This window comes from Roseateles subflavus (assembly GCF_030285365.1).
GTDB lineage: Bacteria > Pseudomonadota > Gammaproteobacteria > Burkholderiales > Burkholderiaceae_C > Roseateles_B > Roseateles_B subflavus.
In genome coordinates this window covers 449201-475393 of the sequence record NZ_JASVDS010000003.1, presented here as the reverse complement: position 1 = coordinate 475393, position 26193 = coordinate 449201, and the positions used below count along the sequence as shown (strand labels likewise).

The window sequence follows — 26193 nt, the reverse complement described above, 5'->3', positions numbered from 1 at the left end:
CCTCACTCCTTCGTGTCCCGGGAGCGCCCGGCCGCGTGCGGCACGGCGCCCCGCCAGATCCAGGCCAGCAGGCCCGCAAAGTACAGCGGCAGCAGCAGCGAGACCGCGCCCAGCGCCCAGGCCAGCGAGCCGCCGAGCGCGAGTCCCAGGCCCAGCGCCGCGATGTACAGCACGTTGCCGAACAGGCTGAAGCCCAGCGCACCCGCCTGGCGGCCCGTCACCATGGGCGCGACGGTGAGGGGCGCCGCGATGAAGTGCGCCGCCACATAGGGCGCGAACCAGCGCGCCAGCTCACCGGACACGCGCCAGTCGTCGCCCAGCAGCCACGCGAACAGCGGCGGGCCGATCAGCATGAGCAGCAGCATGCCCGGCAGCGCGAGCCCCGCCAGGGCCCACAGGCTGCGGGCGAGCCGTGGGCGCAGACTCTGGCCGGCCCGCCAGTCGGCCGCCAGCGTGGACAGCAGCACCTCCGACAAGGCCCCGCCGACCAGGCTGGCCGGCGCCTTCACGAGGCGCACCATCATGGCGTAGTAGCCCGCCGCCGCCGCCCCGGCCCAGGCGGCGATGACGGCGAGCACCACCGTCTCCTGCAGCGCATTGACGAAGGCATGCGGGCTGTTGATCAGCGGGAACTGACGCTGCTGATGCGCCACACGGCGCAGGTGCCGGAGGTGACGCCGCCCGGCGATGCGCGTGCGGGAGCGCCGCCAGCGCAGTCGCAGCCCGCGGCACTGCAACCACAGCGGCGCGAACACGCTGCTCAGGAGCTGCGCCAGCACCAGGGCGCCGGCGGTCGTCCAGCCGGCGAGCATGGCCACGGCCTGCGCGGCGGCCAGGCCGCCCTGCTGCAGCACCCGGGCCTGCCCGATCCAGGCGAAGCGACCCAGGCGGTTCGCCCACAGCGTCAGCGCCTGCTGCACACCGGCCAGCAGCACCACCGGCCCCAGGGCCAGCAGCGCGGGGTCCAGCGCCGCCAGCGCGGTCCAGCGCCCGCCGAGCGGCACGAAGCGGGGCAGCAGGATGAGCCCGAGGCCGGCGGCCATCGAGAGCAGCCCCATCAGCCCCGCCAGCCAGAGCGCGAGCTCCAGCAGCAGCGCAGCCTCGCCGGTCCGGCGCGGCAGCAGCACGGCGTATTCGTAGCGCAGATTGGCGACGGTCGCGAGGTTGGCCGCCAGCGCGGCAAAGAGCGCCCACTGCCCCACGACCGCCGGGCCGAAGTGGCGGGTGAGCAGCGGCGCCATCAGCAACGGGATGGCCTGGCTGAGCGCCGCGGCCGAGGCCAGCTGCGTGAAGCGTTGGCGCAGGCTCATGCCGCCGGCCCCGGCGCGAAGGCCAGCGCGCGCAGGCCCTGGCGCTGGCGCTCGGAGAGATCGGCGTGCAGACCGAGCGGGAGATTCAGCACGGCGCGTGCCGCGGCCTCGCCCTGCGGGCAGGCACCGGCGTCGTAGCCGTAGCGCAGGCTGCCGGCCGGATGGACGACGTCGTCGAACCAGACCCCGGGCACGATGTCCAGCGCCTCGAGGCCGCGCATCACGGCGGCGCGCCGCGCGGGGTCGTCGATGCGCACCGGGTAGCGCAGCAGCACCTCGCCCTCGCCATGGGCCGGCAGGACCCAGCCGGGAGCGCCGGCCAGCAGGGCGTCATAGGCCCGGGCCTGTCGCTGGCGCGCGGCCCACACCGCCCCGGCGCGCTGCACCTGCGCCAGGCCCAGCGCGGCGGACCAGGGTCGCAGGCCGACGGTGTAGTCGGGGCGGGCCTCGCCGCTGATCTCGCTGTCCGGCGTGCGGGCGACCACGCCCAGGGCGCGTGCCGGCAGGCGCAGCAGGGCCGTCAGGCCGCGCACGACGGCGCCGGGCGCCGCCTGGCCGAGCCGGTGCCAGGCCAGGGTCAGGACTTGCCGCAAGACCTGGCCCCGCGACGGCGCGCGCAGCACCGGCATGCGGGTGGCCATGCGGGCACGCAGCGGGACGTCGTTCAGCACCAGCGCGCCGCCGATGCCCGTGGTGAGCGGCTTGGAGTACTCGAAGCTGAAGAAGGCCGCCTGCGCGCGCGTGCCGGCCATGCGCCCGGCGGCATCGCGGCTGCCCCAGGCGTGCGCGGCGTCCTCGACGAACACCACGCCCGGGAAGCGCGCCCGCAGCCGCTCGATGCCGTCCAGGCACAGGCCGAAGTTGTGCGGCAGCACCACCAGCGCCGTGCGCGGCGTGATGGCCTCGGCGATGGCCTCGGCATCCGGGTTCCAGCGGCCCGATGCGATGTCCACGTAACGGACCGGCAGACCGAGATGCAGAAAGACATTGGGGACGACGACGCAGGTGTAGCCCGGCAGCAGCACCTCGGCGCCGGCCGGCAGCTCCAGCCCCGCCACGAGGGCATGCAGCGCGGCACGGCCGCTGCCGAACAGGGTCACGCGCGACGGGTCCAGGCCCAGGCTGGCGGCGAAGGCGGCCCGGAACTTCACGAGCGCGGCCTCGCCTTCGAGCGGTGCCCGGACCGTCGCGCCGAGGAAGTCCCACCAGCGCAACGCGCCGGTGACGTGGCCCTTCATGCGCCGGCCCTCTCGAGCGGGCGCAGGGGCCGTGCGGGCACACCGCCGTACAGCCAGCCCGAGGCCAGCCGCCCCGTGACGACCGCATGCGCGGCCACGGCCACGTGGTCCTCGATCACCGCGCCCGGCAGCACGGTGACCCGCGCGCCGATGAATACATTGCTGCCGATGCGCACATCCGCCCGGCGGTATTGCTGGCGGAAGAGGCCCTCGCCCTGCACGTCGTTCGACTCGCAGAAGAGCATCAGGCCCGGCCCGATGGCGACGTCATCCCCGATGTGCAGCTGCTGCGCGCCCACGAGCACATAGGCGAGCGGCGCCAGATGGCTGTCGCGGCCGATGCGGAAGCGGCCGCCGGCCGTGGCCAGGATCTGCACGTCGCGGTAGACGATGCTGCGGTCCCCCAGCGCACAGCCCGGCCCGTGGCGCAGGCGCGCCCCCGGGTGGACCTGCGCGCCGGTGCCGACGGCCAGACCGAGCAGGCGCAGGCAGGCGGCCCGCAGGCGGGCTCGCAAGGCATCGAGGCGATAGCCCAGCAGCATGGCGGCAGCTCAGGCCAGCGCGGCTCGCAGGGCCGCGACAACCTGGTCCTGCTGCGCCGGCTGCAGGTCGGCGCTCATCGGCAGGCTCAGCACGCGCCGCGCGGCCGCCTCGGCATGGGGCAGCGGCGCCGGCACGCGGCAACGCTGCGCATAGGCAGGCTGCAGGTGCAGCGGCTTCGGGTAGTGGATGGCCGTCGGCACGCCGGCGGCGTTGAGGCGGGCGATCACGGCCTCGCGGTCGTCCACCTGCAGCGTGAACTGCGCCCAGACGCAGTCGCGGTCCTCGCGCACGGCCAGGCGCTGCACGGGCAGCCCGGCCAGCAGCGCCTGGTAGCGCTCGCCGATCGCCAGGCGTTGGGCGATCTCCCAGTCAAAGCGCTCCAGCTTGGCCAGCACGACGGCGCACTGCAGCGTGTCCATGCGGCCGCCCACGCCGAGGCGGGTGTGCGTGTAGCGCTGGCTCTGGCCATGCACGCGGATCTCGCGGGCGGCCTGCGCCAGGGCGTCGTCGTCGGTGAAGAGCGCGCCGCCGTCGCCGTAGCAGCCCAGCGGCTTGCTCGGGAAGAAGCTCGTCGCACCCCAGGTCGAGAGGCCGCAGGACTTCCTGCCGCGGTAGCTGGCGCCGAAGCTCTGCGCCGCATCCTCGATCACCGCGAGGCCGCCATGGCGTGCGGCGATGGCCTGGATCTCGTCCATGTCCGCCACCTGGCCGTACAGGCTCACCGGCATGATGGCGCGGGTGCGCGGCGTGATGGCGGCCTCGATCAGCCGGGCGTCGAGGTTGCAGCTGTCGGGCTCGATGTCCACGAACACGGGCACGCCGCCCAGCAGCACGATGACCTCGGCCGTGGCCGCGAAGGTGAAGGGCGTGGTGATGACCTCGTCGCCCGGCTGCAGGTCGAGGGCCATCAGCGCGATGAGCAGCGCCTCGGTGCCGCTGGCGACGGTGATGCAGTGCTTCACGCCCACATGCGCCGCGAGCTGCGTCTCGAGCTCCTTGACCTCCGGGCCCATGATGTACTGGCCGTGGTCCAGCACCGCCTGCATGCGCTCGTGGATGCGGTCCTTGAGAGCCGCGTACTGGGCCTTGAGGTCGATGAAGGGCAAGGCGTTGCCGGGAGTGCTCACGGGAGATTTCCTTCCTCGACCAGCACGCAGCGCTGGTCCTGCAGTTCGTAGACATCGCCCGTCTGCGGGCAGGTGGCACGGCCGTCGGCACCGAAGGCCAGGCGCTCGCCGAAGCGGCTCATCCAGCCGATGCGCCGGGCCGGCACGCCCACCACGAGGGCGAAATCAGGCACGTCCTTCTGCACGACGGCCCCGGCGCCCACGAAGGCATGCGCCCCGATGGTCACGCCGCAGACGATCGTGCAGTTGGCGCCCAGCGTGGCCCCGCGGCGCACGAGCGTGCGGCGGTACTCGTTCTTGCGGGCCACCGCGGCGCGGGGGTTGTAGACGTTGGTGAAGACCATGCTGGGGCCGCAGAAGACCTCGTCCTCCAGCGTCACGGCGTCATAGACCGAAACGTTGTTCTGGATGCGGACCCCGTCGCCGATCTGCACGTCGTTGCCGACGTAGACGCCCTGCCCCAGCGCGCAGCGCGCGCCAATGCGGGCCCCCGGGCTCACGTGCGCGAAGTGCCAGACCTTGGTGCCCTCACCGAGCTGCGCGCCGTCGTCGACGATGGCGCTGTCGTGTTTCCAGTAGCTCATGGCGGCGGGGTCAGAAGACGAGGGGCAGGCCGACGCGCTGGCCGTCGCGGGCGCTGCGGTAGGCGGCGATGAGGATCTCCAGCGAGCGCAGTCCCTCGTAGCCATCGACCTCGGCATGCGCCTCGCCGCGCAGCGTGCGGATGACGTTGTCGTAGTAGAGCGGATGCCCGAAGCCGTAGACGCTGCCCGTCTCGTAGGAGCTGGCCGCGACCTGCGCGTCGTCCTCGTGCGGTTCCGCGAACTGCCAATGCTCGATCTTGTTGACCGCCGTGCCGCCGATGCGCACGGTGCCCTTCTCGCCGAGGATGGTGATGGAGCCTTCCAGGTTCTGCGGCCACGTCAGCATGGTGACGTTGATGCTGGCGAGGCCCCCGTGGCGCAGGCGCAGGCTCATCACGCCGGTGTCCTCGGCCTCGATGTCGCGGGCCAGCGTGGCCGTGTAGGCATGGACGTTGTCCACCGGGCCGACGAGCCAGTCCAGCAGGTCCACGTAATGGCTGGCCTGGTTCATGAAGGCGCCGCCGTCGAGGTCCCAGCGGCCGCGCCACTTGGCCGCGTCGTAGTAGCTCTGCGGGCGCGTCCAGAAGACGTTGACCGTGCTCAGGTAGATGCGCCCGAAGCGGCCCTGCTCGATGGCGCGCTTCACGAGCTGCACCGTCGCGTTGAGGCGGTTCTGCTTGACGACGAAGAGCTTCACGCCCGCGTCGCGGCAGGCGCGCACCATGGCCATGCCTTCCTCGAACTTCGTCGCCATCGGCTTTTCCGACAGCACGTGGCGCCCGGCGCGCGCGACCTGGATGGCCTGCTGCGGGTGCAGCCCGGAGGGCGTGGCCAGCACGACGACGTCGGGGTCGGAACCTGCCAGCAGCGCGTCCAGCGAGGCAAAGCCGGGCGCCCCCGTCAGGGCGGTGGCGGCCTGCAGCGCCTCGGGGCGGGTGTCGCAGACGGCCACGATCTCGGCCCGGTCCGCATGCCGCGCCAGGGCGTCGATGTGGTTCTTCGAGATGCGGCCGCAGCCGACCAGGGCGAACCGGATCTTGCGATCTGGCGAAGGCAAAGGGGAGCGGATTTCGGGATTCATGGACGACCGTCAAGGGCGAAGGGTCCGATTCTACGAGGGCGGCTTTCCGGAAGCGCCTAAAATCGCAGCAAATTCAATGAGTTGAGCATGACCCAGCACACCCCCGCCCAGCCGCACCACGCCGCCCCCGCCCAGGACGAGAACCAGCTCATCACGGAGCGCCGCGAGAAGCTGGCCGCCCTGCGCGCCAAGACGGCCGTCCCCTTCCCCAACGATTTCAAGCCCCAGCACCGCGCCCTGCCCCTGGCCCAGCGCTACGGCGACATCGCCAACGAGGAGCTGGAGCCGCAGGCCGTGCAGGTCAGCGTGGCGGGCCGCCTGATGCTCAAGCGCATCATGGGCAAGGCCTCCTTCGGCACGCTGCAGGACTCGACGGGCCGCATCCAGCTCTTCGTCACCAAGGACGGCGTGGGCGAGGAGGTCTACGAGAGCTTCAAGCACCTGGACCTGGGCGACATCGTCGGCGCCGAGGGCACGCTGTTCCGCACCAAGACGGGCGAGCTGTCGGTGCGCGTGAGCGTGCTGCGCCTGCTGACCAAGAGCCTGCGCCCGCTGCCGGACAAGTTCCATGGCATGAGCGACCAGGAGCAGAAGTACCGCCAGCGCTATGTCGACCTCATCACCGACGAGCATGCCCGCGCCCGCTTCGTGGCCCGCTCCAAGGCCGTGTCCTCGATCCGCAGCTTCATGGTCGAGCACAGCTTCCTGGAAGTCGAGACGCCCATGCTGCACCCCATCCCCGGCGGTGCCAATGCCAAGCCGTTCGTGACGCACCACAACGCGCTGGACCAGGAGATGTTCCTGCGCATCGCGCCCGAGCTGTACCTCAAGCGCCTGGTCGTGGGCGGCTTCGAACGCGTGTTCGAGATCAACCGCAACTTCCGCAACGAGGGCATCTCGGTTCGCCACAACCCCGAGTTCACGATGATGGAGTTCTATGCGGCCTACTGGACGCACCATGATCTGATGGACTTCACCGAGGAGGTGCTGCGCCACGCCGCGCGCGCCGCCACCGGCAATGCCCGCGTCACGTACGCCGGCAAGGAAGTGCACCTGGACGAGCCCTTTGCCCGGCTCTCGGTGCGCGACTCCCTCGTGGCCCATGCCGGCCTGAGCGAGAGCGAGGCCGACAACGCCGAGGTCCTGCGCGCCAAGCTCAAGGACCTGGGCGAGGAAGCGCCCAAGCACTGGACGCTGCCCGAGCTGCAGTTCGGCATGTTCGAGGCCGTCGTGGAAGAGAAGCTGTGGCAGCCGACCTTCATCATCGACTACCCCGTCGAGGTCTCGCCGCTGGCCCGCGCCTCGGACACCAACCCCAAGATCACCGAGCGCTTCGAGCTCTTCATCACCGGCCGCGAGTACGCCAACGGCTTCTCCGAGCTGAACGATGCCGAGGACCAGGCCGCGCGCTTCCAGGCCCAGGTGGCCAACAAGGAGGCCGGCGATGACGAGGCGATGTTCTACGACGCCGACTTCATCCGCGCCCTCGAGTACGGCATGCCCCCGACCGGCGGCTGCGGCATCGGCATCGACCGCCTGATGATGCTGATCACCGACTCGCCGAGCATCCGCGACGTCATCCTCTTCCCGGCGCTGCGCCGCGAGGGCTGACCACCGGACGGGGCCGCAGCCCCATGCAAAAAGCGGCCCGCGGGCCGCTTTTTTTCTTGCCGGCGAGACGCCTGCCCTGAGGCTGCGTCTCGGCGTGCGTCCTTACTTGGCGGCCTGCACCGGCTGGCCGGCCAGCACCGGGTCGGCCGGCAGCTTGCTGGCGGCACCGCCGTTCAGGCGCGGGCCGAGTTCGGCCTGGGCGAAGTCCATCTCGCCGGCCTGGCGGGCACGCAGCAGCTCGGCCTTCACGGCATCGCGGGAGGCCGAGGCGGCCGGGGTCGCAGGCTGGGCCGGCTCGGCATTGACGGCCGGCTTGGCCGCGTCCTTGGTGGCCAGCGTGCTGCGGGCCGGCGGGACGACGGGCTGGCCGAACAGGACGGTGTCTTCGCTGTTCATGCGGGCCAGCTCGCCACTGGCGCGGGCACGCTGCAGTTCGGCGATGACTTCGGCGCGGGTGGGCGATGCGCTGGTCTGGGCCAGGGCGGGCAGGCCCAGGGCAGCGACGAGGGCCAGGGCGACGGTGCGAGACAGGGTGTTCATGAGGCGATCCTTTGGCAGTGGGGTTCTGGGCTTGAGGCGCCTTGCGACCGCAAGGTGTCTGTCCATGACCGTGACTGTAGGGATCGCACCCTGGTAGAAACACCAGGGCGCCGGCAAGGCTCTATTCCACTTTTACAAACAATCCACCGTTCGCACAGCGGATTGTTTGCGTAGCGTCAGCGATGCTGGAAGTTCGGGGCGCGCTTGTTCAGGAAGGCGTCCATGCCCTCGCGCTGGTCCTCGGTCCCGAAGAGCGCGTGGAAATAGCGGCGCTCCACGGCCACGCTGTCCAGCAGCGGGCCTTCGAAGCTGCGGTTGACCAGCTCCTTGATGAGCAGGGTCGAGGGCGCGCTGAAGCCGTTGATGGTCTGGGCGGCGGCCAGGGCCTCGTCCAGCAGCTTGTCGGCCGGCACCACGCGGGAGACCAGGCCGCCGCGCTCAGCCTCGGCCGCGTCCATCATGCGGGCGGTCAGCAGCAGGTCCATGGCCTTGCTCTTGCCCACGGCGCGGGGCAGGCGCTGCGTGCCGCCGGCGCCGGGAATGATGCCCAGCTTGATCTCGGGCTGGCCGAACTTGGCGGTGTCGGCCGCGATGATGAAATCGCACATCATCGCCAGCTCGCAGCCCCCGCCGAGCGCGAAGCCGGCCACGGCGCCGATCACGGGCTTGCGCACCTGGAGGATCGTCTCCCAGTTCTTGGAGATGAGGCCGCTCTTGAAGGCGCTCATGAAGTTGTGCGGCGCCATCGTGGGGATGTCCGCGCCCGCGGCGAAGGCCCGCTCGGAGCCCGTCAGCACGATGCAGCCGATGCCGTCATCCGCATCGAAGGCCAGCAGGGCCTGGCCCAGCTCGTCCATCAGCTGGTCGTTGAGCGCGTTGAGCTGCTTGGGGCGGTTCAGGGTGATCAGGCCGGTCTTGCGGGGACCGTCGCCGCGCACCTCGGTCAGGATGCATTCGTACTGGCTCATGGGGTGACTCCTTGGAAGTTGCGCAACTATACGAGGCCGGCCGCGCGTCCCCGCTCAGGGGGCGGCCTGCAGCGGGGCCGACTGCAGCATGAGGTCGATCCAGGTCTGCTCGTCCTGGCGGATCATCAGGCGCACGGGCAGGTACTGCAGGGAGGGCGCGAGCCAGACCTCGGCGCGCAGGTCGCTGCCGGTGTTCTCCACCAGCGGGCGCAGGTGCCAGGCCGCGAGCGGGCCCATGGGCGTGTCCAGCGTTTCCTCGCCCTCGATGACATAGCGCCAGGCGTAGAGCTTGCGCGGTAAGGCCAGCGGCAGGCGGACCTCCCGGCCAGCCGCCAGGGTTTCGCGCCCGGTCAGGAAGAGCCAGGTCAGCTGCACGAACTGGCTGGCGGCGTCCTGCACACCGGCGGGTGCCCCTTCGCGACGGCCATTCGGAAAGACCAGCTCCTGCCCCAGGAACTGCAGCGTCAGGCGTCGCCGCGCGGCCAGGAGCACGCGGGTGTCCTCGTCGAAGCGCTCCGGCTGGATGCCCTGGGGCGTGAGCACGCCTTCGCTGCTCATCGTCCTGGCGATCAGGGGGGCAAAACCTGGCCCCACGGCCACCTCGAGGTGCACCTGGTAGCGATGCCCCTCCCGCAGCCACTCGACGCGCGCCCGGCCCGTCACCGCGCCACGGTAGTTGCCGCGCAGCTTGTAATCCAGGCGCGTGGAGGCCGGCCATTCGGGGCCGGGCTGGAAGTCTCCGGGGGCCGAAGCGGCCGATGCCGCCGATGCGGCGGCCACCCGCGGCTGCGAGGCCGCGGCCGCCGGCTCGGTAGCCGCAGTGGGAGTCACGGGTGCCACCGAGGCGGCAGGGGCCGGCGGGGCGGCCGCCACGGCCGAGGCCGCCGGCTCCGGTGCCGATGCCGACGGGGCTGCGCCCTGTGCGGCGTCGGGCCCTGGCCCCTGGGGGCGGGCATGGGCGGGTGTGTCCACGGTACCGGCCGGTCGCGGCGGCGGCGGCGCTGAAGGCTTCAGCGTGCGCACGAAGGCGGCCGCGAGACGGGGAGGCATCGGGCGCACCTCCTGCCAGGCGGCCCGCTGCGCGGCCATCTCGTCCAGCACCAGGCCGTGCAGCGTCAGCACGGCCAGCGCAAGGCCGGCCAGCGCAGCGGACGTGCGGCGGCTCAGCCGCCCTGCAGCCATGCCCGCCGCAGGCTCTGCAGCCGGGCCGAGGCCTTGTCCGCGAGACTGAGCTGCACAGGCGCGCCGGCGGGGCGTGCCAGGGGCAGGTGCAGCGGCAGGGGCAGCACGCGCTGCTCACGTCCGACGAGCAGCTCCATCCGCTGCGGCGTCTTGGGACTGAGGCTCAGCAGCGCCTCCTCGAGCTTGCGCAGGCGCCAGCCATTGCAGGCGATGAGCTCGTCACCCGCCTGCAGGCCCGCCGCCTCGGCCGCGCCGCCGCTGAACACCTGCTTGACCGTGACGGTCGAGGCGCTTTCGCTCACCCGCAGGCCCAGGCGCTGCGAGAGCCCGAGCTTGTCGGCGGCCCATTGCACGCCGAACTTCTCGAGGAGCGGTGCCAGCGGGAGGTCATCGCAGCCGTGGACCCACTCGCGCAGCTGGGCCGCCAGCGCTGGGGACCCGAGACGCTCGACGGCGGCCAGCACCTGCGCCTCGTCCAGCAGGCGATCGGGCGTCTCGCGCCACAGCAGGCGCATCAGCGCATCCAGGCTGGCGCCCTTGGCGGGCTCGGTGCGACCGCCGCCGGCCGCGCCCGCGGCGCGCAGGCTCAGGTCCAGGCACAGCGCCACCAGCGAGCCCTTCACGTAGTAGCTGACGATGCTGTTGGGGCTGTTCTCGTCCTGGCGGTAGTACTTGGTCCAGGCCTCGAAGCTGCTCTGCGCGACGGACTGCCGGCGCCGGCCGGGCCCGGCCAGCACGGTGTTGACGTTGCCGGTCAGCAGCTTGAGATAGCGGGCTTCGTCGATCAGCCCGGCGCGCACCAGGAACAGGTCGTCGTAGTAGGAGGTGAAGCCCTCGAAGAACCACAGCAGCTCGGTGTAGTTCTCCTGGCCGTAGTCGAACTTCGCGAAGTCGCGCGGGCGCAGGCGCTTGACGTTCCAGGTGTGGAAGTACTCGTGGCTGATCAGGCCGAGCAGGCGCACGTAGCCATCGCTCGTCTCGGTCTGGCCGAGGCGCGGCAGGTCGCGGCGGGTGGCGATGAGCGCCGTGCTCGCGCGGTGCTCCAGACCGCCGTAGCCGTCCTCGGTGGCGTTGAGCAGGAAGACGTAGCGGCCGAAGGGCGGCGCCTCGCGGCGGCGCCCCTGCAGGTGCCAGAAGTCGATCTGCTCCTCGCAGATGCGCTGGGCATCGCGCAGCAGGCGTTCGCCGTCAAAGATGGGCAGCGCGCCGGCCACCACGAACTCGTGCGGCACGCCGCGGGCCTGGAACTCGCCGCGCCAGAAGAGCCCCAGCTCGAAGGGGTGGTCGAGCAGCTCGTCGTAGTCTGCCGACTCATAGCGGTGCCGCGGCCCCGTGCCGGCGGCCGGTGGCATCGCGGTGGCCACCTGCCAGGTCCGGGGCAGGTCCGTCAGCTGGATCTGATGCGGCATGGCCTCCTGGCCATGCACCTTCAGGCACAGGCTGCCGGCATTGAAGAAGCCGCGCTGGGCGTCGAGGTAGGCGCAGCGCACCGAGGTGTCGAAGGCATAGACCTGGTAGCTGAGCGTCAGCGCGCCACGGCCCAGGCCCTCGACCTCCCACTCGTTCTTGCTGAGCTGCCGCACGGGCAGCTCGCGCCGACCCTGGCGGGCCGTGATGGCCCCGAGATGGCGCGAGAACTCCCGCACCATGTAGCTCCCCGGGATCCAGACCGGCAGCGAGAAGCGCTGGCAGGCATCCGGTGCCGGCACGGTCAGCTGGACATCGAAGAGATGGGCGTTCAGCGCGGCAGTCGAGATGCGGTAGTGGATCATCGTGGCAGTGCAGCGGTGGCGATCACGTCAGGTCAGGTGCCGGCGGCACCCAGGAAGCAGCACAGGGCGGCGACCGCGCTGAGCCGGAAACGCAGCGTCAGCCAGGCGCCGGCCCCCAGTGCCGGGTAATGGCGCCGGTCCCAGAGGTAGCAGGCGATGAACATCGCGCCATGCACCACGAAGCCGGCATAGGCCGGCATGATCGCGCCGATCCAGCCCACCAGCACGGTCACCGCGCCCCAGATGAAGGGGGCAGGCGACGGCACGGTCTGACGCATGCCCAGGCCCCAGTGGATGCCTCCGAGCATCGAGATGGTCAGCCCGGCATAGATCGTGAGCCCTTCCACCACGTACTGGTGCACGTCGGCCCGCACGAGCCAGACCAGCAGCGCGCCCAGCACGAAGGGCAGCACGCTCAGGTGGCACAGGCGCAGGGCGACGGGATTCAGGGACAGCGGACGCAGGGCCGGATCAGACATGGCGGCGTGACAGTGAGAGGAAGTGGGGGCGGCGGGCAGCGGTCGCGCCGCGAGGCGCGGGAGGCTGCCCGTCGGTGGGGGTCAGGACTTGCCCGACAGGGTCTGCAGCTTGCGCTCGACCTGCTCCGCGCTGATGGCGCCGGGCACGCGGGTGCCGTCCTCGAACAGGATGGCCGGCGTGCCGTTGATGTGGTGGCGGCGGCTGAAGGCCAGGTTGCGCTCGGTGGCGCTGTCGTCGCACTTGCCTTCCGGCTTGGGCGGCACCGCGCCGTCGAGCATCCACGAGCGCCAGGCGGTGGTCTGGTCCTTGGCACACACGATGGCACGGGCCTTCTCGGTGGAGTCCGGGCCGAGGATGGGAATGACGAAGGTGTAGACCGTCACGTCCTTGACGTCCTGCAGCGAGCGCTCGAAGCGCTTGCAGTAGCCGCAGTTCGGGTCGGCGAACACGGCGATCCGGCGCTTGCCGTTGCCGGTCTTCCAGACGACGGCGTCCTTCAGCGGCAGGTTGGCGAAGTCGATGGCCGTCAGCTTGGTGACGCGCTCCTCGGTGAGGTTCTTCTTGGTGCGCAGGTCCATCAGCTCCCCCTCGATGAGGAAGTTGCCGGCGGCGTCGGTGTAGCGCACTTCGGTGCCGGTGCGGATCTCCCACAGGCCGGGCATGGCCGTGGGGCGCGCCTCGTCCACCTTGAAGCCGGGGAGCCGCTCGGCGATGGCCTTCTTGATCACGGCCTCGTTGGCCCAGCCGCTCGTCGTGCCCAGGGCCAGTACCGCTGCGGCAGCCAGGCGTGCAAAGTTCATCGCGTGCATCGTCGTCCTCTTGTGGATGCGGGCCGCCACGGGCCCGCTTGGAATCATTGCCCCAGGGCCCGGGCGGTGAGCCAGCGCTTCAGCGGCGCAGCCCGGTCCAGCCATTGCAGGCCCTCGTTGCGCAGCCGGCGCACCGGGGCAGCCTCGCTGGCGAAGAGCTTGAGCAGACCATCGGTCAGCTCTCCCATGGCCAGGGTCGGCAGGGCCCGGGCTCGCTCGTAGCGGCGCAGCAGGCGGGGATCGCCCAGGCTGCGCCAGTCTTCCTTTTCGGTGATGACCTGTGCCAGGGCCAGGACGTCCGCCAGGCCGAGGTTCAGGCCTTGCCCGGCCAGCGGATGCACCAGGTGGGCGGCGTCGCCCAGCAGCACCCAGCCCGGGCCGGAGACGGCGCCGGCACGGGCCAGCGCCAGCGGCCAGCTCTGGCGTTCGCCTGCCAGGCGCAGGGCGCCGGCCGACCCGCCGGTGGCGTCCGACAGCGCCTGCTCGAAGGCCTCGGCGGGCAAGGCCAGCAGCGCCTGGGCCTCGGCCTCGGGCAAGGACCACACGAGGCCGAAGGAGGCCGCCGGCTGCGGCCGCTCGAAGGGCAGCAGGGCGAGCACGTCCGGCGAGCGGAACCACTGGTGAGCCACGCCCTGGTGGGGCTGGTCCGTCGTCAGGCGGGCGGCAATCGCGCGGTGGCCGTAGGCCTGAGGCTCGAACGCCACACCCAGCTCGCTGCGGCGGCGGGATTCCCTGCCCTCGCACAGGGCTTCCAGCGCGGCCGGCACGGCCTCGCTGACGACGTCGACGTGCGGGGCGTAGCGCAGGGCCAGGGCCAGCTGGCGCTCGAGCTCGCCCGCATCCACGATGAAGGCCAGCTCCGGCACGCCCTGCTGCCAGGCCGAGAAGCCCAGCTGCGCCCCGGCGGCGTCGCCGCGGATGCGCATGTCGTAGACCGGGCTGCGGGCATCCTCGGGCAGGGCGTCCCAGACCTTCAGCTCGCGCAGCAGCCCGACGGACGCCGCGTTCAGCGCATAGGCGCGGACATCCTGCAGCTGCTGCGGCCGCGCCTCGCGCTCGCCAAGCAGCGCCACGCGCAGGCCATGGCTGCCCAGCCGCAGCGCCAGGCTGCGCCCGACGATGCCGCTGCCGCGGATGAGGATGTCATACGGATCCATGGCCGCGATTGTAGGCAGGCGCGGGGGCGCCGGCCGGCGGCCGTGCAAGACCCCTTAAAATCGTGCTTTTGCGTCCACGCCAGCCCTGGCGCCATTCAGAAAGCCCTCCATGAGCCTCAAATGCGGCATCGTGGGCCTGCCCAACGTCGGCAAGTCCACCCTCTTCAATGCGCTGACCAAGGCCGGCATCGCCGCCGAGAACTACCCCTTCTGCACCATCGAGCCCAACGTGGGCGTGGTCGAACTGCCCGACCCGCGCCTGGCCCAGCTGGCCGAGGTGGTGAAGCCCGAGCGCGTCGTGCCCGCCATCGTGGAATTCGTGGACATCGCCGGCCTGGTGGCGGGGGCGTCCAAGGGCGAAGGCCTGGGCAACCAGTTCCTCTCGCACATCCGCGAGACGGATGCCATCGTCAACGTGGTGCGCTGCTTCGAGGATCCGAACGTGATCCACGTGAACGGCAAGGTGGACCCCATCTCCGACATCGAGGTCATCCAGACCGAACTGTGCCTGGCCGACCTGGGCACCGTGGAAAAGAGCCTGCACCGCTACAACAAGGTGGCGCGCGCCGGTGACAAGGAGGCGATTGCCCTGGTGAAGGTGCTGGAGAAGTGCCAGGCCGCCCTGGACCAGGCCAAGCCGGTGCGTTCCATCGACTTCAGCAAGGAAGAGCTGGTCATCCTCAAGCCGCTGTGCCTGATCACGGCCAAGCCGGCCATGTTCGTGGGCAACGTGGCTGAGGACGGCTTCGAGAACAACCCCTTCCTCGAGCGCCTGAAGGAATACGCCGCCGCCCAGAAGGGCCCGGTGGTGGCCATCTGCGCCAAGACGGAGGCGGAGCTGTCCGAGATGAGCGACGAGGACCGCGCGATGTTCCTGGCCGAGATGGGCCAGGACGAGCCCGGCCTCAACCGCCTGATCCGCGCCGGTTTCAGCCTGCTGGGCCTGCAGACCTACTTCACCGCCGGCGTGAAGGAAGTGCGCGCCTGGACCATCCACAAGGGCGACACCGCCCCGCAGGCCGCCGGCGTGATCCACACCGACTTCGAGCGCGGCTTCATCCGCGCCCAGACCATCGCCTTCGAGGACTTCATCCAGTTCAAGGGCGAGGCCGGTGCCAAGGACGCGGGCAAGATGCGCGCCGAAGGCAAGGAGTACGTGGTGAAGGATGGGGATGTGCTGAACTTCCTGTTCAACGTCTGATCCCCCTGCTCCCCTGCACACTGGGCCCATTCGGGCCCAGTGTCGTTTTCGGGCGTGGTCAGGCAGGCCCATCGCCGCCTGGCAGGCTGATTGCGACCGCATTCGTCGGTTTTCCGCCGCTTTCAGCGCGGGACAATGCGCTAAATTCGCACCGAGCCCCATTGCCGGAATTGTCAATGCCAAGCAGGCCAGTGAGCAGGATTGCCCCTCGCGCGTGCGACGCCGGACCGTCGCGCGCATGAAACCGACCTTCTCCCTCAAGGACCTGCAGCAGACCGCCGGTCGGATCATCGCCCTCACCCTGGGCTATGCGGGTGTCGGCCTGCTCAGCCTCAAGCTGGCGATGGCGCCGAACTACGCCATCCCCCTCTTCCCCTCGGCCGGGCTCGCGCTGGCCGCGCTGCTGTGCTGGGGGCTGCGCGCCAGTCCGGGCGTGCTGCTCGGCTCGCTGCTGCTCAATCTGGTGCTGGGGGAGGAGCGCGGGCAGATGTCCTGGCTGAACTCCGGCGTCATCGGCCTGGGCGCCATGGCGCAGGCCCTGGTCGGGGTGCTGCTGATCCGCCGCTGGCTGCCAGGCACGCTGGTGCTGGTCGACCCGCGCGACCTGCTGCGCTTCAACCTGCTCGGTGCCGGGGTCGCGGGCGTCATCAGCGCCTCCGTCGCGACGCTGACGCTCAGCAACGCCGGGGCGCTGGCGCCCGACCAGGCTCTGGACAGCTGGCTGTCCTGGTGGATGGGCGACGCCCTCGGGGTGCTGATCGGGGCCCCCATCCTGCTGTGCCTGATCGGCCGCCCGCACGCCGTCTGGGCCCCGCGCCGGCTCAACGTCGCCCTGCCCCTGCTGCTGGCCACGGTGCTGATGTCCTACGGCACGCAGGTGGTGCAGTCCTGGAACTACGAGGCCGCGCGCAACGCCTTCGAGCGCGAGGCGGATGCCCTGCTCGCGACGGGCAGGCAGGCCCTGCTGCAGCCGCTGGTGCCGGTGCAGGCGCTGGCCCTGCAGCTGGAACAGGCACCGGGCATGGGGCAACAGACCTTCCGCCAGGTGGCCAGCCCCTGGCTGACCCCCAGCGCGAACGCCCTGGGCTATGCCGCCCGCGTGGAGCGCCACGAGGCGCATCGGCTCGACGAAACTGCCGTGCGGGATGGACTTCCCGACTTCCGCAGCCGGGACCGCCAGCGCACCGGCGACCTTCGCCCCCCGCCCACCGAGGCCATGATGGTGATCCGGCACATCGAGCCCCAGCGCAGCAACCAGGGCGCCCTGGGCACCAATGTGCTGAGCATCCCGGAGGCCCGCCAGGCCGTGCTGGCGGCGCTGGAGGGACGCCAGCCGGTGGCGAGCGCGGCCTTCATGCTGAGCCAGTACACCCGCCCGACGCTCGGTGTCGTCGTCTACCGCGCCGTGCGGCCGGTCCAGGCCCCCGCCGGCCGGGAGCCCGTGGGCGTCGTCTTCACGACCCTGCGCCCCGACCTGCTGCTGAGCCAGGTCCCCCATTCGCCCAAGGGCCTGCTGCTGTGCCTGATGGACCGCTCCGAGGGTGCCGGACGGCAGATCGCCGGGGCGCCGGACTGCGCCAACCGCCGCGCCGAGCTGCCCGAGCGTGAGATCCAGCTCGACTTCGCTGGCCGGCGCTGGACGCTCGCGGCCTACATGCCCCGCAACGACCTCGGCACGCTGGCCAGCGCCAGCAGCCTGCCCTTCGTCGTCGTGGCGATGTTCAGCACGGCGCTGCTGGGAGCCCTGCTGCTGAGCGTGACCGGCCGCACCAGCACCGTCCAGGCCCTGGTGCGGGACCGCACCGCCGCCCTGCGCCACGAGATCGCCGAGCGTGAACGCGCCACGGCCGCCCTGAAGGACCGTGAGCGGCGCTTCAGCAACATCTTCGAGAACGCCCCCATCGGCATCGTGTTCACGGAGCTTGATGGCGCCGTCCGCGAGGCGAATCCCCGCTTCTGCGAGATGCTCGGCTACTCCTTGCAGGGCCTGCTCGGCCGCCGCACCCTGGACATGACGCACCCCGAAGACCGCGCCCAGGACAAGCGGCTCGGCCAGGCCCTGCTGCGGGGAGACATCAGCAGCTACCAGCGCACCAAGCGCTATCTGCACGAGGACGGCTCCGTTGTCGATGTGCGCGCCTTGGTGAGCGTGCTGCGCGACGAGGACGGCCAGCCCTACAGCCTGCTCGGCGTGGTGGAGGACATCGGCGACCAGCGCCGTCTGCAGGACCTGGAGCGCGCCCGCGAGGCCGCCGAGGCCGCCAGCGCCGCGAAGAACGAGTTCCTCTCCCGCATGAGCCACGAGCTGCGCACGCCGCTCAACGCCATGCTCGGCTTCGCCCAGCTGCTGGGGCTGGAGGGCCAGCCGGGTGGGCTCTCGCCGCGCCAGCAGGAATGGACGCGCCAGATCCAGCAGGCCGGCTGGCACCTGCTGGAGATGATCAACGACACCCTGGACCTCTCCCGCATCGAGTCCGGGGACATGCGCCTCACGCTGGACCGCCAGGACGTGCCGGCGCTGGTGCAGGAGGTGGCCGCGCTGTTGCAGGGCCAGCTGCGGCAGCAGGCGGGCCGGATCGTCGTGGAACTCGACCCCGCGGCGCAGTGGGTCCAGGCCGACGTCACCCGGCTCAAGCAGGTGCTCAGCAATCTCCTGAGCAATGCCATCAAGTACAACCGCCCCGGCGGCGAGGTCCGCATCAGCAGCCGGCGGACGGCCGAGGGCTTCACGGAGATCCGCGTGCTGGACCAGGGCCCGGGCCTCACGCCGGCGCAGCAGTCCCAGCTCTTCCAGCCCTTCAACCGCCTGGGCCAGGAGAACGGCACGATCGACGGGACCGGCATCGGCCTGGTGATCTCCCGCCGCCTGGCCGAGCTGATGGGCGGCAGCCTGGACTTCGAGCCGCACGAGGGCGACGGCGCCTGCTTCGTCCTGCGCCTGGCCGCCGCCGAGCCGCCACCGCCGTCCGCGCAGGCCCGGCCCGGCATCGCGCAGCGCCACTACGGCCTCACGCACGACGTGCTCTACATCGAGGACAACCCGGTCAACGCCGAGCTGATGCTGGCCATGCTGGCGCAGCGTCCGTCCCTGCAGTGCGAGATCCGGGAGGACGGCCGCAGCGGCCTGGCCGCCCTGCACGAGCGTCGCCCCGACCTGCTGCTGCTCGACATGCAGCTGCCGGACATGGACGGGTTGGAGGTCCTGCGCGCGCTGCGCAAGGACCCGGCCCTGGCGGACCTGCCGGTGCTCATCGTCTCCGCCAATGCCCTGCCCGAGCAGCAGACGGCGGCGCTGGGCCTGGGCGTGCGGGGCTATCTGACCAAGCCGCTGGACCTGCAGGCGCTGCTGGCGCAGCTCGACGCGCTGTTCGGCGCCCCGGCGCCGCCCCCCGGCGAGACCGGCGGCGAGGCAGAAGTTCCCTGAGCGAGCGCGCATTGCGTCTCACCGCGAGGGAATTCGTCACGAGGGGCTTTCGGCGCCTGTGCACAATAGCTGTTGAACGGCGCCAGGCGCCTGCACTGCCCCAAGCACATCGTCCATGACATCGACCGAACTTGCCCACGCCCCCGGTACCGCCCTGGTGGAAGTTGAAGCACCGCCCGCTGCCCTGCAGTTCCTGACCTTCCGCATCGGCGCGGAGGAATACGGGATCGACATCCTCAAGGTCCAGGAGATCCGCTCCTACGAGGCCCCGACCCGCATCGCCCATTCCCCGCACTTCGTGAAGGGCGTCGTGAACCTGCGCGGCGTCATCGTGCCCATCGTGGACATGCGCATCCGCCTGGGCTGCGACGCCGAGATCAATGCCTTCACCGTGGTGATCGTCCTGAACGTGGTCGGCCGCGTGGTGGGCATGGTGGTGGATTCCGTGTCGGACGTGCTCGAGATGGCCCGCTCGGCGATCCGCCCGGCCCCGGAGGTCAGCTCGTCCATCGACACCCGGTTCGTGACCGGCCTGGGCAATGTCAACGACCGCCTGCTGATCCTGCTGGACATCGAAGCCATGATCGCCAGCCCGGACTTCGGCCTGATGGACTGAGCAAAACCCATATAAATCAATCACTTGGGGATTTTTCTCGACGATTAGCACTCATCCCGTTTGAGTGCTAATATTGTTAGGTCGAAGCCGGCAATGGCTTCACCGAAAGCGAGAACCATCCATGTCCAACCAAGCACTGACTGTTCGCGATCCCTGGGCCCTGCTCCCGTCGCTGGGCAATCTGGACGCGTATATCTCTGCCGTCAACCGCATGCCCATGCTCACCCCCGAGGAAGAGCAGGGCTTCGCCCGCCGCCTGCGCGAGCAGGGCGACCTCGAGGCTGCCGGCCGCCTGGTGCTGTCGCACCTGCGCCTGGTGGTGTCCATCTCCCGCCAGTACCTGGGCTACGGTCTGCCGCAGGGCGACCTGATCCAGGAAGGCAATGTGGGCCTGATGAAGGCCGTCAAGCGCTACGACCCCGAGCAGGGCGTGCGCCTGGTGTCCTATGCCATGCACTGGATCAAGGCCGAGATCCACGAGTACATCCTGCGCAACTGGCGCATGGTCAAGGTGGCCACCACCAAGGCCCAGCGCAAGCTCTTCTTCAACCTGCGCTCGATGAAGCACAGCCTGAAGAGCGACGCCGCGGACGGCCAGGTGCAGCGCGCCAGCCTGAGCGAGGCCGAGATCGAGCACGTCGCCCGTGAGCTGAACGTGAAGCGCGAGGAAGTCCTCGAGATGGAGACGCGCCTGGCCGGGGGGGACATCGCCCTGGAGCCTCAGACCGACGACGATGGCGAGAGCTTCGCGCCCATCGCCTACCTGGCGGATGACACCCAGGAGCCCACGCGCGTGCTGGAAGCCCGCGGCCGCGACGCGCTGGCCGGCGACGGCATCACCCGCGCCCTGTCCGTGCTGGACGACCGCAGCCGCCGCATCGTCGAGGAGCGCTGGCTGAAGGTCAACGACGACGCCTCGGGCGGCATGACCCTGCATGAGCTGGCCGCCGAGTACGGTGTCAGCGCCGAGCGCATCCGCCAGATCGAGGTGGCGGCCATGAAGAAGATGAAGAAGGCGCTGACGGAAGCGGCCTGATTCCAGCCGCCCCTCGCCCACGACAAGGCCCCTTGCGAGGGGCCTTTTTCATGCGGGTGTGGGGTGCGGTGGTCTTGAAGGGTCTGACAGCGGTGGCCGATTCAAGCGGGGGAGCTGTCCGGGTGGCGTGGGGCGTGTGGCCGCGCTGGACCCCGAGCGGTCTGGCGAATTGGCGGGTCCGCGGCCCAAGCGCGCTCGTTCAACATTGAGGCCAACCGGACCGCGAGGGCAGGACGCGGCTGGCCGAGGACGAAAAGACGGCCCGCCGTGGCATGCCGTTGCCGGTCCGGTGGAGCGAGGGCTCAGGCCTCGCCTTACGTGAAATGGAGTATGGCCGCTTGACCCTGCGACGCGCAGTGTGCGGTGAATGCGCGCAGGTCACGAAAGTTCTCCAGCAGGTACGCCCTTGCTTCCTCGTCCTGCCTCTTCCAGAGCCCGTCAAGGTAAACGCCCTCGAAGTCCGAGGTCCGCAGCTTTTCAAGCAGGGTGTCCTCGGAGATGCCTTCCAAGGCCTGGGCGTAGCGAGCGACGGTGTGGCTTTCGATGAACAGCGCGGGACCGTAACCAACGTCGATGGCGCCAATCTGGCCCTCTCCCTCGAAGAAGTCCGGCGCATCCGGTGCGCATAACTGGATGCAGTGCCTGAGGCCGTCCCAGGACTTGTCCAGGTCCAGGACGCTCATCTCCGCTTCGGAGAAGCTGAGCGACTTCGGGACTGCCGGCGCCTTCTTCTTTCCAAAGAGCCGCTGCAGCAGCGACGTCTTGTTGTCCTCGGCCAGCTGCTTCAGGTAGGCCGCGTCGTCTTCGGACTCGAGCACACGCCAGACCAGTGCCGGGTCAGCCCGGACGGTCGCCAAGTTGTGTGGGCTAATCGAGTAAGCGACGAAGCAGATACCCATGGTGGTGATTGCGAGGCCTCAGGTGAAATGGAGAGACAAACGCTGCCACAGGGCATCGGCGCTGTCCGTACAACTGCACCGCAGCATGCGCGATCGAGCACTTGCTGCATCGATGATTTCCCCCGACGCCCCTCGCACCGAGGGTACACAACCGATCAATGAAGGCGGCGTGGGTAAGCACTGACGCGACGCATCATATCCACCTGGCGGATGCCACGACCCAGCGCTCACGGGTGACCTTCTGCGCCCGGCCATGACCGGACCCAAGGCGCCTCTCAGCGCTTCGCTTCCGCCAGCAGCGTCTGGATGTCCTGGCTCAGGGCCTCGGCCCCGCTGCCGTAGCGGGAGAAGATGCGGATGCGGCCCTCGGTGTCGAAGATGAAGCTGGCCGCGGTGTGGTCCATGGTGTAGGTCTCGGGCGTCTTGCCGGGCACCTTGGCGTAATAGACCTTGAACTCCTGCGCCGCCGCCTTGAGCTGGTCGGCCGTGCCGCGCAGCGCGACGAAGCTCGGGTCGAAGCTGCCGAGGTAGGCCTTGAGCAGTTCGGGCGTGTCCCGGTCCGGGTCCACGGTCACGAACACGCCCTGCACCTTGTCGCCGTCGGCGCCGAGGGTCTTCTTGACCTGGGCCAGCTCGGCCATCGTGGTGGGGCAGACGTCCGGGCACTGCGTGAAGCCGAAGAAGACGACCACCACCTTGCCCTTGAAGTCGGCGAGGCTGCGGCTGCGGCCGTCGATGTCGGGCAGCTGCAGCTCGCGGGCGTACTTGGCCCCGGTCAGGTCCACGCCCTTGAAGCTGCTCTTGCTCGAGGAGGCGAGGTCGCACCCCGACAGGGCCAGGCCGAGCGCCGCAGTGGCGGCGCCAAGGAGCAGGGATCGTTTCTTGATCATGGTGTCAGGCCATCAGGGGCAGCAGGTAATGGTCCAGCAGCAGGGCGGCAAAGAGCAGCGACAGATGCAGGATGGAGAAGCGGAACGTCTTGCGTGCCAGGGCCTCAGAATACTCGCGCCACAGCTGCCAGCCATGGAGGCAGAACAAGAAGCCCAGGATCAGCGCACTCGCCAGGTAGAGCCAGCCGCTCATGCCGATGAGGAAGGGCAGCAGCGTCGCGGCGAAGAGGATCCAGGTGTAGAGCACGATCTGCAGCCGCGTGAACTCGTTGCCATGGGTGACCGGCAGCATCGGGAGGCCGGCGCGGGCGTAATCCTCGGCGCGGTACAGCGCCAGCGCCCAGAAATGCGGCGGCGTCCACAGGAAGATGATGAGGCACAGCACCAGCGACTCCGGCCCCACGTCCCCCGTGACGGCGGCCCAGCCCAGCACCGGCGGCATGGCGCCCGAGGCGCCGCCGATGACGATGTTCTGCGGCGTCATCGGCTTGAGGATCACCGTGTAGATGATGGCGTAGCCCACGAAGGTGGCGAAGGTCAGCCACATCGTCACGACGTTGGCACCGTAGGCGAGCAGCGCCATGCCCAGGCCGCACAGCACCGCCGAGAACAGCAGTGTCTGCGGCCGGCTCAGCTCGCCCTTGGCCGTCGGGCGCCAGGCGGTGCGCTTCATCTTGGCATCGATGTGCTGCTCGATCAGGCAGTTGAAGGCCGCCGCCGCGCCGGCCACGAGCCAGATGCCCAGCGTGCCGGCCGCGATGGCGCCCCATTGCGCCGGGCTCGGCCAGCCCGGGATGGCCAGGGCCATGCCGATCACGGCGCAGAAGACGATGAGCTGCACCACGCGGGGCTTGGTGAGCTGGTAGAACTGCTGCCAGCGCGAGAGCGATGCAGCGGGAGCGGTCGTAGCGGCCATGTCAGGCTTCGGGAGTCAGGCGCTGCGCGCGGGCGCGCAGCAGGGTCAGGCAGAGCAGCAGCGCCGCAGCGCCGCCGGTGTGGGCCAGAGCGGCCGCAAGCGGCCAGTCCAGCACGACGTTGCTGAGGCCGCTCAGGAGCTGCCACAGCAGGATGAGAAGCAGGCGCCGCGACCACGTCGCGAGGCCGGCACGGTGCAGGCGCCAGGCCAGCAGCAGCACGGCGGCGGTGGCGACCACGGCAAAGAGGCGGTGCGTCCAATGGATGGCCACGAGTGCCTCGAAGGGCAGCACGCTGCCGTCGTGATGCAGACCCAGCTCGCGCCACAGCGTGAAGCCGCGCGCGAAGTCCATGGCCGGCCACCAGCCGCCCTGGCAGGTGGGGAAGTCGTCACAGGCCAGCACGGCGTAGTTCGTGCTGACCCAGCCCCCCAGCGCCACCTGCATCAGCACGACCGCCAGCACGGCCACGAGGCCCGTGCGCAGACCGGGCGTCATCGGCTCGCGCCGCGCACCCAGGCGCTGGGCCTGCCAGCCCAGCAGCATCAGCAGGCCCAGGGCCAGTAGCAGGTGCAGCGTGACGATGGCGGGGAAGAGCTTCATCGTCACCGTCAGCGCCCCGAACAGGCCCTGCACCAGCACCCAGGCCAGGCTCAGCCAGGACCAGGCGGGCGACGGCATGCCGGCCTCCCGGCGCCAGCGCGTGTGCAGCACGGCCGTCGTGAGGATGAGGAAGCCGACGGCGCTGGCGAAGTAGCGGTGCAGCATCTCCACCCAGGCCTTGCCGTGGGTGACCGGGCCGGTGGGCATGGCCGTCTGGGCCAGCTGGATGTCGCCGTGCGCGCCCAGGGGCGAGGCATGGCCGTAGCAGCCGGGCCAGTCGGGGCAGCCCAGGCCGGAGTCGGTCAGGCGGGTGAAGGCGCCGAAGAGGATGAGCTCGAAGGTGAGCGTCATGGCCAGCACCGTCAGCAGGCGCAGGCGCTCCCGGTGCGGGGCGCCACGGCCCTGGCGCCACACCCAGGCCAGCGGCAGCCCGCCCAGCACGACGGCCATGGCGAGCATCTGCAGCAGCGGGCTGAAGTCGAATCCGATCACGGTGCCCGCCCCTCAGCGCCCGGGCCGGTCCCAACCGGCATTGGCCTTGACCAGACGGTCCAGGTCCTTCTTGAACTTGCCCGGGTCGAGATCCGCCGGCGAGCGCATCATCCAGCGCCCGACCGGGTCGATCAGGAAGAGATGCTCGTTCAGCTGGTGCCCGGCCGCGGGCTTGAGCCAGGCCTGCAGCTGCTCCGCCGGCACGCGCAACGCGGTCACGGGCGTGCCCTGCGCGATCAGCGCGCGCAGCTCGGCCGACACCGGCTCCTGGTCGGGGATGAGCCAGAGCTTGTCGAACTTGTCGCGCTCCTTGCCCTGCATCTCGCGCAGCTGGCGCTGGGCGAACATCAGGCGGTCGCATTGCGCGTCGCAGCGGCTCGGCTGGACCACCGTCAGCAGCCACTGACCCTTGAGCGACTCGGGGCTCACGGCCTTGCCGTCGAGGTCCTGCAGCGTGAGCGTGGCGGGAAGCTCCACCGTGGGCGTGATGAGGTCGGAGTAGGCGCGTCCCTGCAGCTTCAGCACGTAGAAGCTGAAATAGGAGGCGACCACGGGCGCGGCACAGACCGCCACGACGCCCAGCATGCGCAGACGGCCGGCGCGGGTGCGCTGCAGGTCGGCCTGGCTGGCCAGCTCGGCCGGCTGCGGCTGGCTGTGGATGGTGAAGGACAGCGGACGGTCGCCCGCGGCGCCGCTGGGGATGTCAGCGTGCGCGTCGGGGGCGGAGGACTTGGAACCAGACATACAAACCCAGTTGGAGGACCGAAAGCGCGGCCCATTGCGCGGCATAGCCGTAGTGCTTGTGGAGATCGACGGCCGGCGCCGGCCAGTCGCGCTGAAGACCCGGCGTGGCCCCTTCGTGGGACGCCTGCAGCACCGTCAGGGGCAGCAGGGTCAGCCCCGTCTCGCGGGCATAGGCGGCCGGGTCCAGATTCTGCCGGATGCGCCCGCGGCCCGCCTCGCCGAGCTGGTACAGCCGTGAGGGCGATGCGGCCATCCGGCCTTCGATCACGATCTCGCCCGCCTCGTCCGCCAGCGCCGGCAGACGGCTGCGGTCCGCGGGATCGCGGGGCGCCCAGCCGCGCTGCACCAGCACGGCCTCCGCCCGGCCCCGGAGCTGCAGCGGCGTCACCAGGAAGAAACCCACGCGGCCGTCCATGGGCCGGTTCTCGAGCCACACGCTGCGCTCGGCCAGCCAGTGCCCCTGCAGGCGCACACGGCGGTGCAGGGCCTGCGCGCCCTCGGCGGCCAGGCCGGCGTTGTCCAGGGCGGCGGCCGAGGCACGCTGGGTGATGGCGGCTTCGAGCGCCCGCTTCTGGCCGGCGCGGTCCAGCTGCCAGGCGCAGAGGCTGGCGGTGAGCGCCACGCCCGCCAGGGTCAGCGGCAGCAGCCAGCGGCGCTTGCGGTCGGCGGGGGCGGCGGGCGGGTTCATGTCAGGGGGATTCACGAGGGCAGGCGCCGGAGCGGGTGGAATAATCGACAGCCATGAAGACTCTCATCATGCTTGGCTTCGTGGCCATTCTCGGCGCCCTCGCAGCGGCCGGACTGTTCATGCTCCGCCGCGGCGGCGACCGCAAGAAGCAGGGGCCGCAGATGGCCCGGGCGCTGGCCGTGCGCGTGGGCGTGTCCGTCGCCCTCTTCCTCTTCATCCTGTTGAGCCACCAGATGGGCTGGATCCAGCCCACCGGCATCCCCATGGGACGTTGAACGCCTGCG

The 26193-nt window shown here is 70.5% G+C and carries 25 protein-coding genes; 6 read left to right on the top strand and 19 right to left on the bottom strand.

The genetic code is table 11. The features are described from left to right. Positions 1–2: 2 nt before the first annotated feature. The 6 genes from QRD43_RS13115 to QRD43_RS13090 are packed head-to-tail and all read right to left on the bottom strand — an operon-like array spanning position 3 to position 5883. Complete coding sequence (locus tag QRD43_RS13115) at positions 3–1310, bottom strand: lipopolysaccharide biosynthesis protein (RefSeq protein ID WP_285982917.1); 1308 nt, start codon at positions 1308–1310, stop codon at positions 3–5. Further along, complete coding sequence (locus QRD43_RS13110) at positions 1307–2548, bottom strand: DegT/DnrJ/EryC1/StrS family aminotransferase (protein WP_285982916.1); 1242 nt, start codon at positions 2546–2548, stop codon at positions 1307–1309. Before QRD43_RS13110 ends, QRD43_RS13115 begins: the two co-directional genes overlap by 4 nt. After that, the gene (locus tag QRD43_RS13105; RefSeq protein WP_285982915.1) at positions 2545–3090 is read right to left on the bottom strand and encodes an acyltransferase; all 546 of its coding nucleotides are present in this window, start codon (positions 3088–3090) and stop codon (positions 2545–2547) included. The genes QRD43_RS13110 and QRD43_RS13105 overlap by 4 nt, the downstream gene beginning before the upstream one ends. A 9-nt stretch (positions 3091–3099) precedes the next feature. After that, positions 3100–4197, bottom strand: coding sequence for a DegT/DnrJ/EryC1/StrS family aminotransferase (locus QRD43_RS13100; protein WP_285983188.1), 1098 nt, complete (start codon positions 4195–4197; stop codon positions 3100–3102). 17 nt (positions 4198–4214) lie between these two features. Next, positions 4215–4802: an acyltransferase gene (locus QRD43_RS13095; protein WP_285982914.1), complete on the bottom strand. Its 588-nt coding sequence runs from the start codon at positions 4800–4802 to the stop codon at positions 4215–4217. Between the two features lie 10 nt (positions 4803–4812). Continuing rightward, positions 4813–5883, bottom strand: a complete 1071-nt coding sequence (locus QRD43_RS13090) for a Gfo/Idh/MocA family protein (RefSeq protein ID WP_285982913.1) — start codon at positions 5881–5883, stop codon at positions 4813–4815. Between the two features lie 87 nt (positions 5884–5970). On the opposite strand from QRD43_RS13090, the gene lysS reads away from it, so the two are divergent. Beyond that, the gene (lysS, locus tag QRD43_RS13085; protein ID WP_285982912.1) at positions 5971–7494 is read left to right on the top strand and encodes a lysine--tRNA ligase; all 1524 of its coding nucleotides are present in this window, start codon (positions 5971–5973) and stop codon (positions 7492–7494) included. A gap of 102 nt (positions 7495–7596) precedes the next feature. Here the strand turns inward: lysS and QRD43_RS13080 are convergent, their stop codons facing one another. The 7 genes from QRD43_RS13080 to QRD43_RS13050 all read right to left on the bottom strand — a co-directional run bounded on the left by QRD43_RS13080 (position 7597) and on the right by QRD43_RS13050 (position 14402). Continuing rightward, complete coding sequence (locus QRD43_RS13080) at positions 7597–8034, bottom strand: DUF4148 domain-containing protein (protein ID WP_285982911.1); 438 nt, start codon at positions 8032–8034, stop codon at positions 7597–7599. 176 nt (positions 8035–8210) lie between these two features. Beyond that, positions 8211–9002 carry an enoyl-CoA hydratase gene (locus QRD43_RS13075; RefSeq protein ID WP_285982910.1) on the bottom strand — a complete coding sequence of 264 codons (792 nt, stop codon included), beginning with the start codon at positions 9000–9002 and terminating at the stop codon, positions 8211–8213. Positions 9003–9056: 54 nt separating this feature from the next. Then, a complete protein-coding gene (locus QRD43_RS13070; RefSeq protein ID WP_285982909.1) occupies positions 9057–10184 on the bottom strand; it encodes a DUF3108 domain-containing protein in 1128 nt (375 codons plus the stop codon). Continuing rightward, complete coding sequence (locus QRD43_RS13065) at positions 10166–11956, bottom strand: M61 family metallopeptidase (RefSeq protein WP_285982908.1); 1791 nt, start codon at positions 11954–11956, stop codon at positions 10166–10168. The genes QRD43_RS13070 and QRD43_RS13065 overlap by 19 nt, the downstream gene beginning before the upstream one ends. A gap of 32 nt (positions 11957–11988) precedes the next feature. After that, a complete protein-coding gene (locus QRD43_RS13060; RefSeq protein WP_285982907.1) occupies positions 11989–12435 on the bottom strand; it encodes a DUF3429 domain-containing protein in 447 nt (148 codons plus the stop codon). An 81-nt stretch (positions 12436–12516) separates the two neighbouring features. Further along, positions 12517–13236, bottom strand: a complete 720-nt coding sequence (locus QRD43_RS13055; RefSeq protein WP_285982906.1) for a DsbC family protein — start codon at positions 13234–13236, stop codon at positions 12517–12519. Positions 13237–13289: 53 nt separating this feature from the next. Further along, positions 13290–14402, bottom strand: a complete 1113-nt coding sequence (locus QRD43_RS13050; protein ID WP_285982905.1) for an FAD-dependent monooxygenase — start codon at positions 14400–14402, stop codon at positions 13290–13292. Positions 14403–14511: 109 nt separating this feature from the next. Here QRD43_RS13050 and ychF point away from each other — a divergent pair, with 109 nt between their 5' ends. The 4 genes from ychF (at position 14512) to rpoH (ending at position 20679) form a co-directional block, all read left to right on the top strand. Then, complete coding sequence (gene ychF, locus QRD43_RS13045; protein WP_285982904.1) at positions 14512–15603, top strand: redox-regulated ATPase YchF; 1092 nt, start codon at positions 14512–14514, stop codon at positions 15601–15603. Between the two features lie 238 nt (positions 15604–15841). Beyond that, on the top strand, positions 15842–19027 hold the full coding sequence (locus tag QRD43_RS13040; protein ID WP_285982903.1) for an ATP-binding protein: 3186 nt from the start codon (positions 15842–15844) through the stop codon (positions 19025–19027). 115 nt (positions 19028–19142) lie between these two features. Next, positions 19143–19643, top strand: coding sequence for a chemotaxis protein CheW (locus QRD43_RS13035; RefSeq protein WP_285982902.1), 501 nt, complete (start codon positions 19143–19145; stop codon positions 19641–19643). 121 nt (positions 19644–19764) lie between these two features. Next, on the top strand, positions 19765–20679 hold the full coding sequence (gene rpoH, locus QRD43_RS13030; protein ID WP_285982901.1) for an RNA polymerase sigma factor RpoH: 915 nt from the start codon (positions 19765–19767) through the stop codon (positions 20677–20679). A gap of 314 nt (positions 20680–20993) precedes the next feature. On the opposite strand, the gene QRD43_RS13025 is transcribed toward rpoH, so the two are convergent. The 6 genes from QRD43_RS13025 to QRD43_RS13000 form a co-directional block, all read right to left on the bottom strand. After that, positions 20994–21578 carry a DUF1877 family protein gene (locus QRD43_RS13025; RefSeq protein WP_285982900.1) on the bottom strand — a complete coding sequence of 195 codons (585 nt, stop codon included), beginning with the start codon at positions 21576–21578 and terminating at the stop codon, positions 20994–20996. A 275-nt stretch (positions 21579–21853) separates the two neighbouring features. Beyond that, entirely contained in the window at positions 21854–22468 is a 615-nt protein-coding gene (locus QRD43_RS13020; RefSeq protein ID WP_285982899.1) for an SCO family protein, read from the bottom strand. A 4-nt stretch (positions 22469–22472) separates the two neighbouring features. Then, on the bottom strand, positions 22473–23384 hold the full coding sequence (cyoE, locus tag QRD43_RS13015; protein ID WP_285982898.1) for a heme o synthase: 912 nt from the start codon (positions 23382–23384) through the stop codon (positions 22473–22475). 1 nt (position 23385) lies between these two features. Beyond that, positions 23386–24444, bottom strand: coding sequence for a COX15/CtaA family protein (locus QRD43_RS13010; RefSeq protein ID WP_285983187.1), 1059 nt, complete (start codon positions 24442–24444; stop codon positions 23386–23388). A 45-nt stretch (positions 24445–24489) separates the two neighbouring features. After that, a complete protein-coding gene (locus QRD43_RS13005) occupies positions 24490–25221 on the bottom strand; it encodes an SCO family protein (RefSeq protein WP_285982897.1) in 732 nt (243 codons plus the stop codon). After that, positions 25181–25909, bottom strand: a complete 729-nt coding sequence (locus tag QRD43_RS13000) for an SURF1 family protein (protein ID WP_285982896.1) — start codon at positions 25907–25909, stop codon at positions 25181–25183. The genes QRD43_RS13005 and QRD43_RS13000 overlap by 41 nt, the downstream gene beginning before the upstream one ends. A 53-nt stretch (positions 25910–25962) precedes the next feature. On the opposite strand from QRD43_RS13000, the gene QRD43_RS12995 reads away from it, so the two are divergent. Then, complete coding sequence (locus QRD43_RS12995; RefSeq protein WP_285982895.1) at positions 25963–26184, top strand: DUF2909 domain-containing protein; 222 nt, start codon at positions 25963–25965, stop codon at positions 26182–26184. The last annotated feature ends 9 nt before the right edge of the window (positions 26185–26193 follow it).

What these genes read in the sequence shown, in the direction of transcription:
- QRD43_RS12995 (WP_285982895.1), top strand. Translation starts at nt 25,963, where the DNA reads ATGAAGACTCTCATCATGCTTGGCTTCGTGGCCATTCTCGGCGCCCTC.
- QRD43_RS13065 (WP_285982908.1), bottom strand. Translation starts at nt 11,956, where the DNA reads ATGATCCACTACCGCATCTCGACTGCCGCGCTGAACGCCCATCTCTTC.
- QRD43_RS13050 (WP_285982905.1), bottom strand. Translation starts at nt 14,402, where the DNA reads ATGGATCCGTATGACATCCTCATCCGCGGCAGCGGCATCGTCGGGCGC.
- QRD43_RS13110 (WP_285982916.1), bottom strand. Translation starts at nt 2,548, where the DNA reads ATGAAGGGCCACGTCACCGGCGCGTTGCGCTGGTGGGACTTCCTCGGC.
- lysS (WP_285982912.1), top strand. Translation starts at nt 5,971, where the DNA reads ATGACCCAGCACACCCCCGCCCAGCCGCACCACGCCGCCCCCGCCCAG.
- QRD43_RS13095 (WP_285982914.1), bottom strand. Translation starts at nt 4,802, where the DNA reads ATGAGCTACTGGAAACACGACAGCGCCATCGTCGACGACGGCGCGCAG.
- QRD43_RS13020 (WP_285982899.1), bottom strand. Translation starts at nt 22,468, where the DNA reads ATGATCAAGAAACGATCCCTGCTCCTTGGCGCCGCCACTGCGGCGCTC.
- QRD43_RS13000 (WP_285982896.1), bottom strand. Translation starts at nt 25,909, where the DNA reads ATGAACCCGCCCGCCGCCCCCGCCGACCGCAAGCGCCGCTGGCTGCTG.
- ychF (WP_285982904.1), top strand. Translation starts at nt 14,512, where the DNA reads ATGAGCCTCAAATGCGGCATCGTGGGCCTGCCCAACGTCGGCAAGTCC.
- QRD43_RS13040 (WP_285982903.1), top strand. Translation starts at nt 15,842, where the DNA reads ATGAAACCGACCTTCTCCCTCAAGGACCTGCAGCAGACCGCCGGTCGG.
- QRD43_RS13025 (WP_285982900.1), bottom strand. Translation starts at nt 21,578, where the DNA reads ATGGGTATCTGCTTCGTCGCTTACTCGATTAGCCCACACAACTTGGCG.
- QRD43_RS13035 (WP_285982902.1), top strand. Translation starts at nt 19,143, where the DNA reads ATGACATCGACCGAACTTGCCCACGCCCCCGGTACCGCCCTGGTGGAA.
- QRD43_RS13105 (WP_285982915.1), bottom strand. Translation starts at nt 3,090, where the DNA reads ATGCTGCTGGGCTATCGCCTCGATGCCTTGCGAGCCCGCCTGCGGGCC.
- rpoH (WP_285982901.1), top strand. Translation starts at nt 19,765, where the DNA reads ATGTCCAACCAAGCACTGACTGTTCGCGATCCCTGGGCCCTGCTCCCG.
- QRD43_RS13005 (WP_285982897.1), bottom strand. Translation starts at nt 25,221, where the DNA reads ATGTCTGGTTCCAAGTCCTCCGCCCCCGACGCGCACGCTGACATCCCC.
- QRD43_RS13010 (WP_285983187.1), bottom strand. Translation starts at nt 24,444, where the DNA reads ATGCTCGCCATGGCCGTCGTGCTGGGCGGGCTGCCGCTGGCCTGGGTG.
- QRD43_RS13115 (WP_285982917.1), bottom strand. Translation starts at nt 1,310, where the DNA reads ATGAGCCTGCGCCAACGCTTCACGCAGCTGGCCTCGGCCGCGGCGCTC.
- QRD43_RS13075 (WP_285982910.1), bottom strand. Translation starts at nt 9,002, where the DNA reads ATGAGCCAGTACGAATGCATCCTGACCGAGGTGCGCGGCGACGGTCCC.
- QRD43_RS13055 (WP_285982906.1), bottom strand. Translation starts at nt 13,236, where the DNA reads ATGAACTTTGCACGCCTGGCTGCCGCAGCGGTACTGGCCCTGGGCACG.
- QRD43_RS13070 (WP_285982909.1), bottom strand. Translation starts at nt 10,184, where the DNA reads ATGGCTGCAGGGCGGCTGAGCCGCCGCACGTCCGCTGCGCTGGCCGGC.
- QRD43_RS13090 (WP_285982913.1), bottom strand. Translation starts at nt 5,883, where the DNA reads ATGAATCCCGAAATCCGCTCCCCTTTGCCTTCGCCAGATCGCAAGATC.
- QRD43_RS13060 (WP_285982907.1), bottom strand. Translation starts at nt 12,435, where the DNA reads ATGTCTGATCCGGCCCTGCGTCCGCTGTCCCTGAATCCCGTCGCCCTG.
- cyoE (WP_285982898.1), bottom strand. Translation starts at nt 23,384, where the DNA reads ATGGCCGCTACGACCGCTCCCGCTGCATCGCTCTCGCGCTGGCAGCAG.
- QRD43_RS13080 (WP_285982911.1), bottom strand. Translation starts at nt 8,034, where the DNA reads ATGAACACCCTGTCTCGCACCGTCGCCCTGGCCCTCGTCGCTGCCCTG.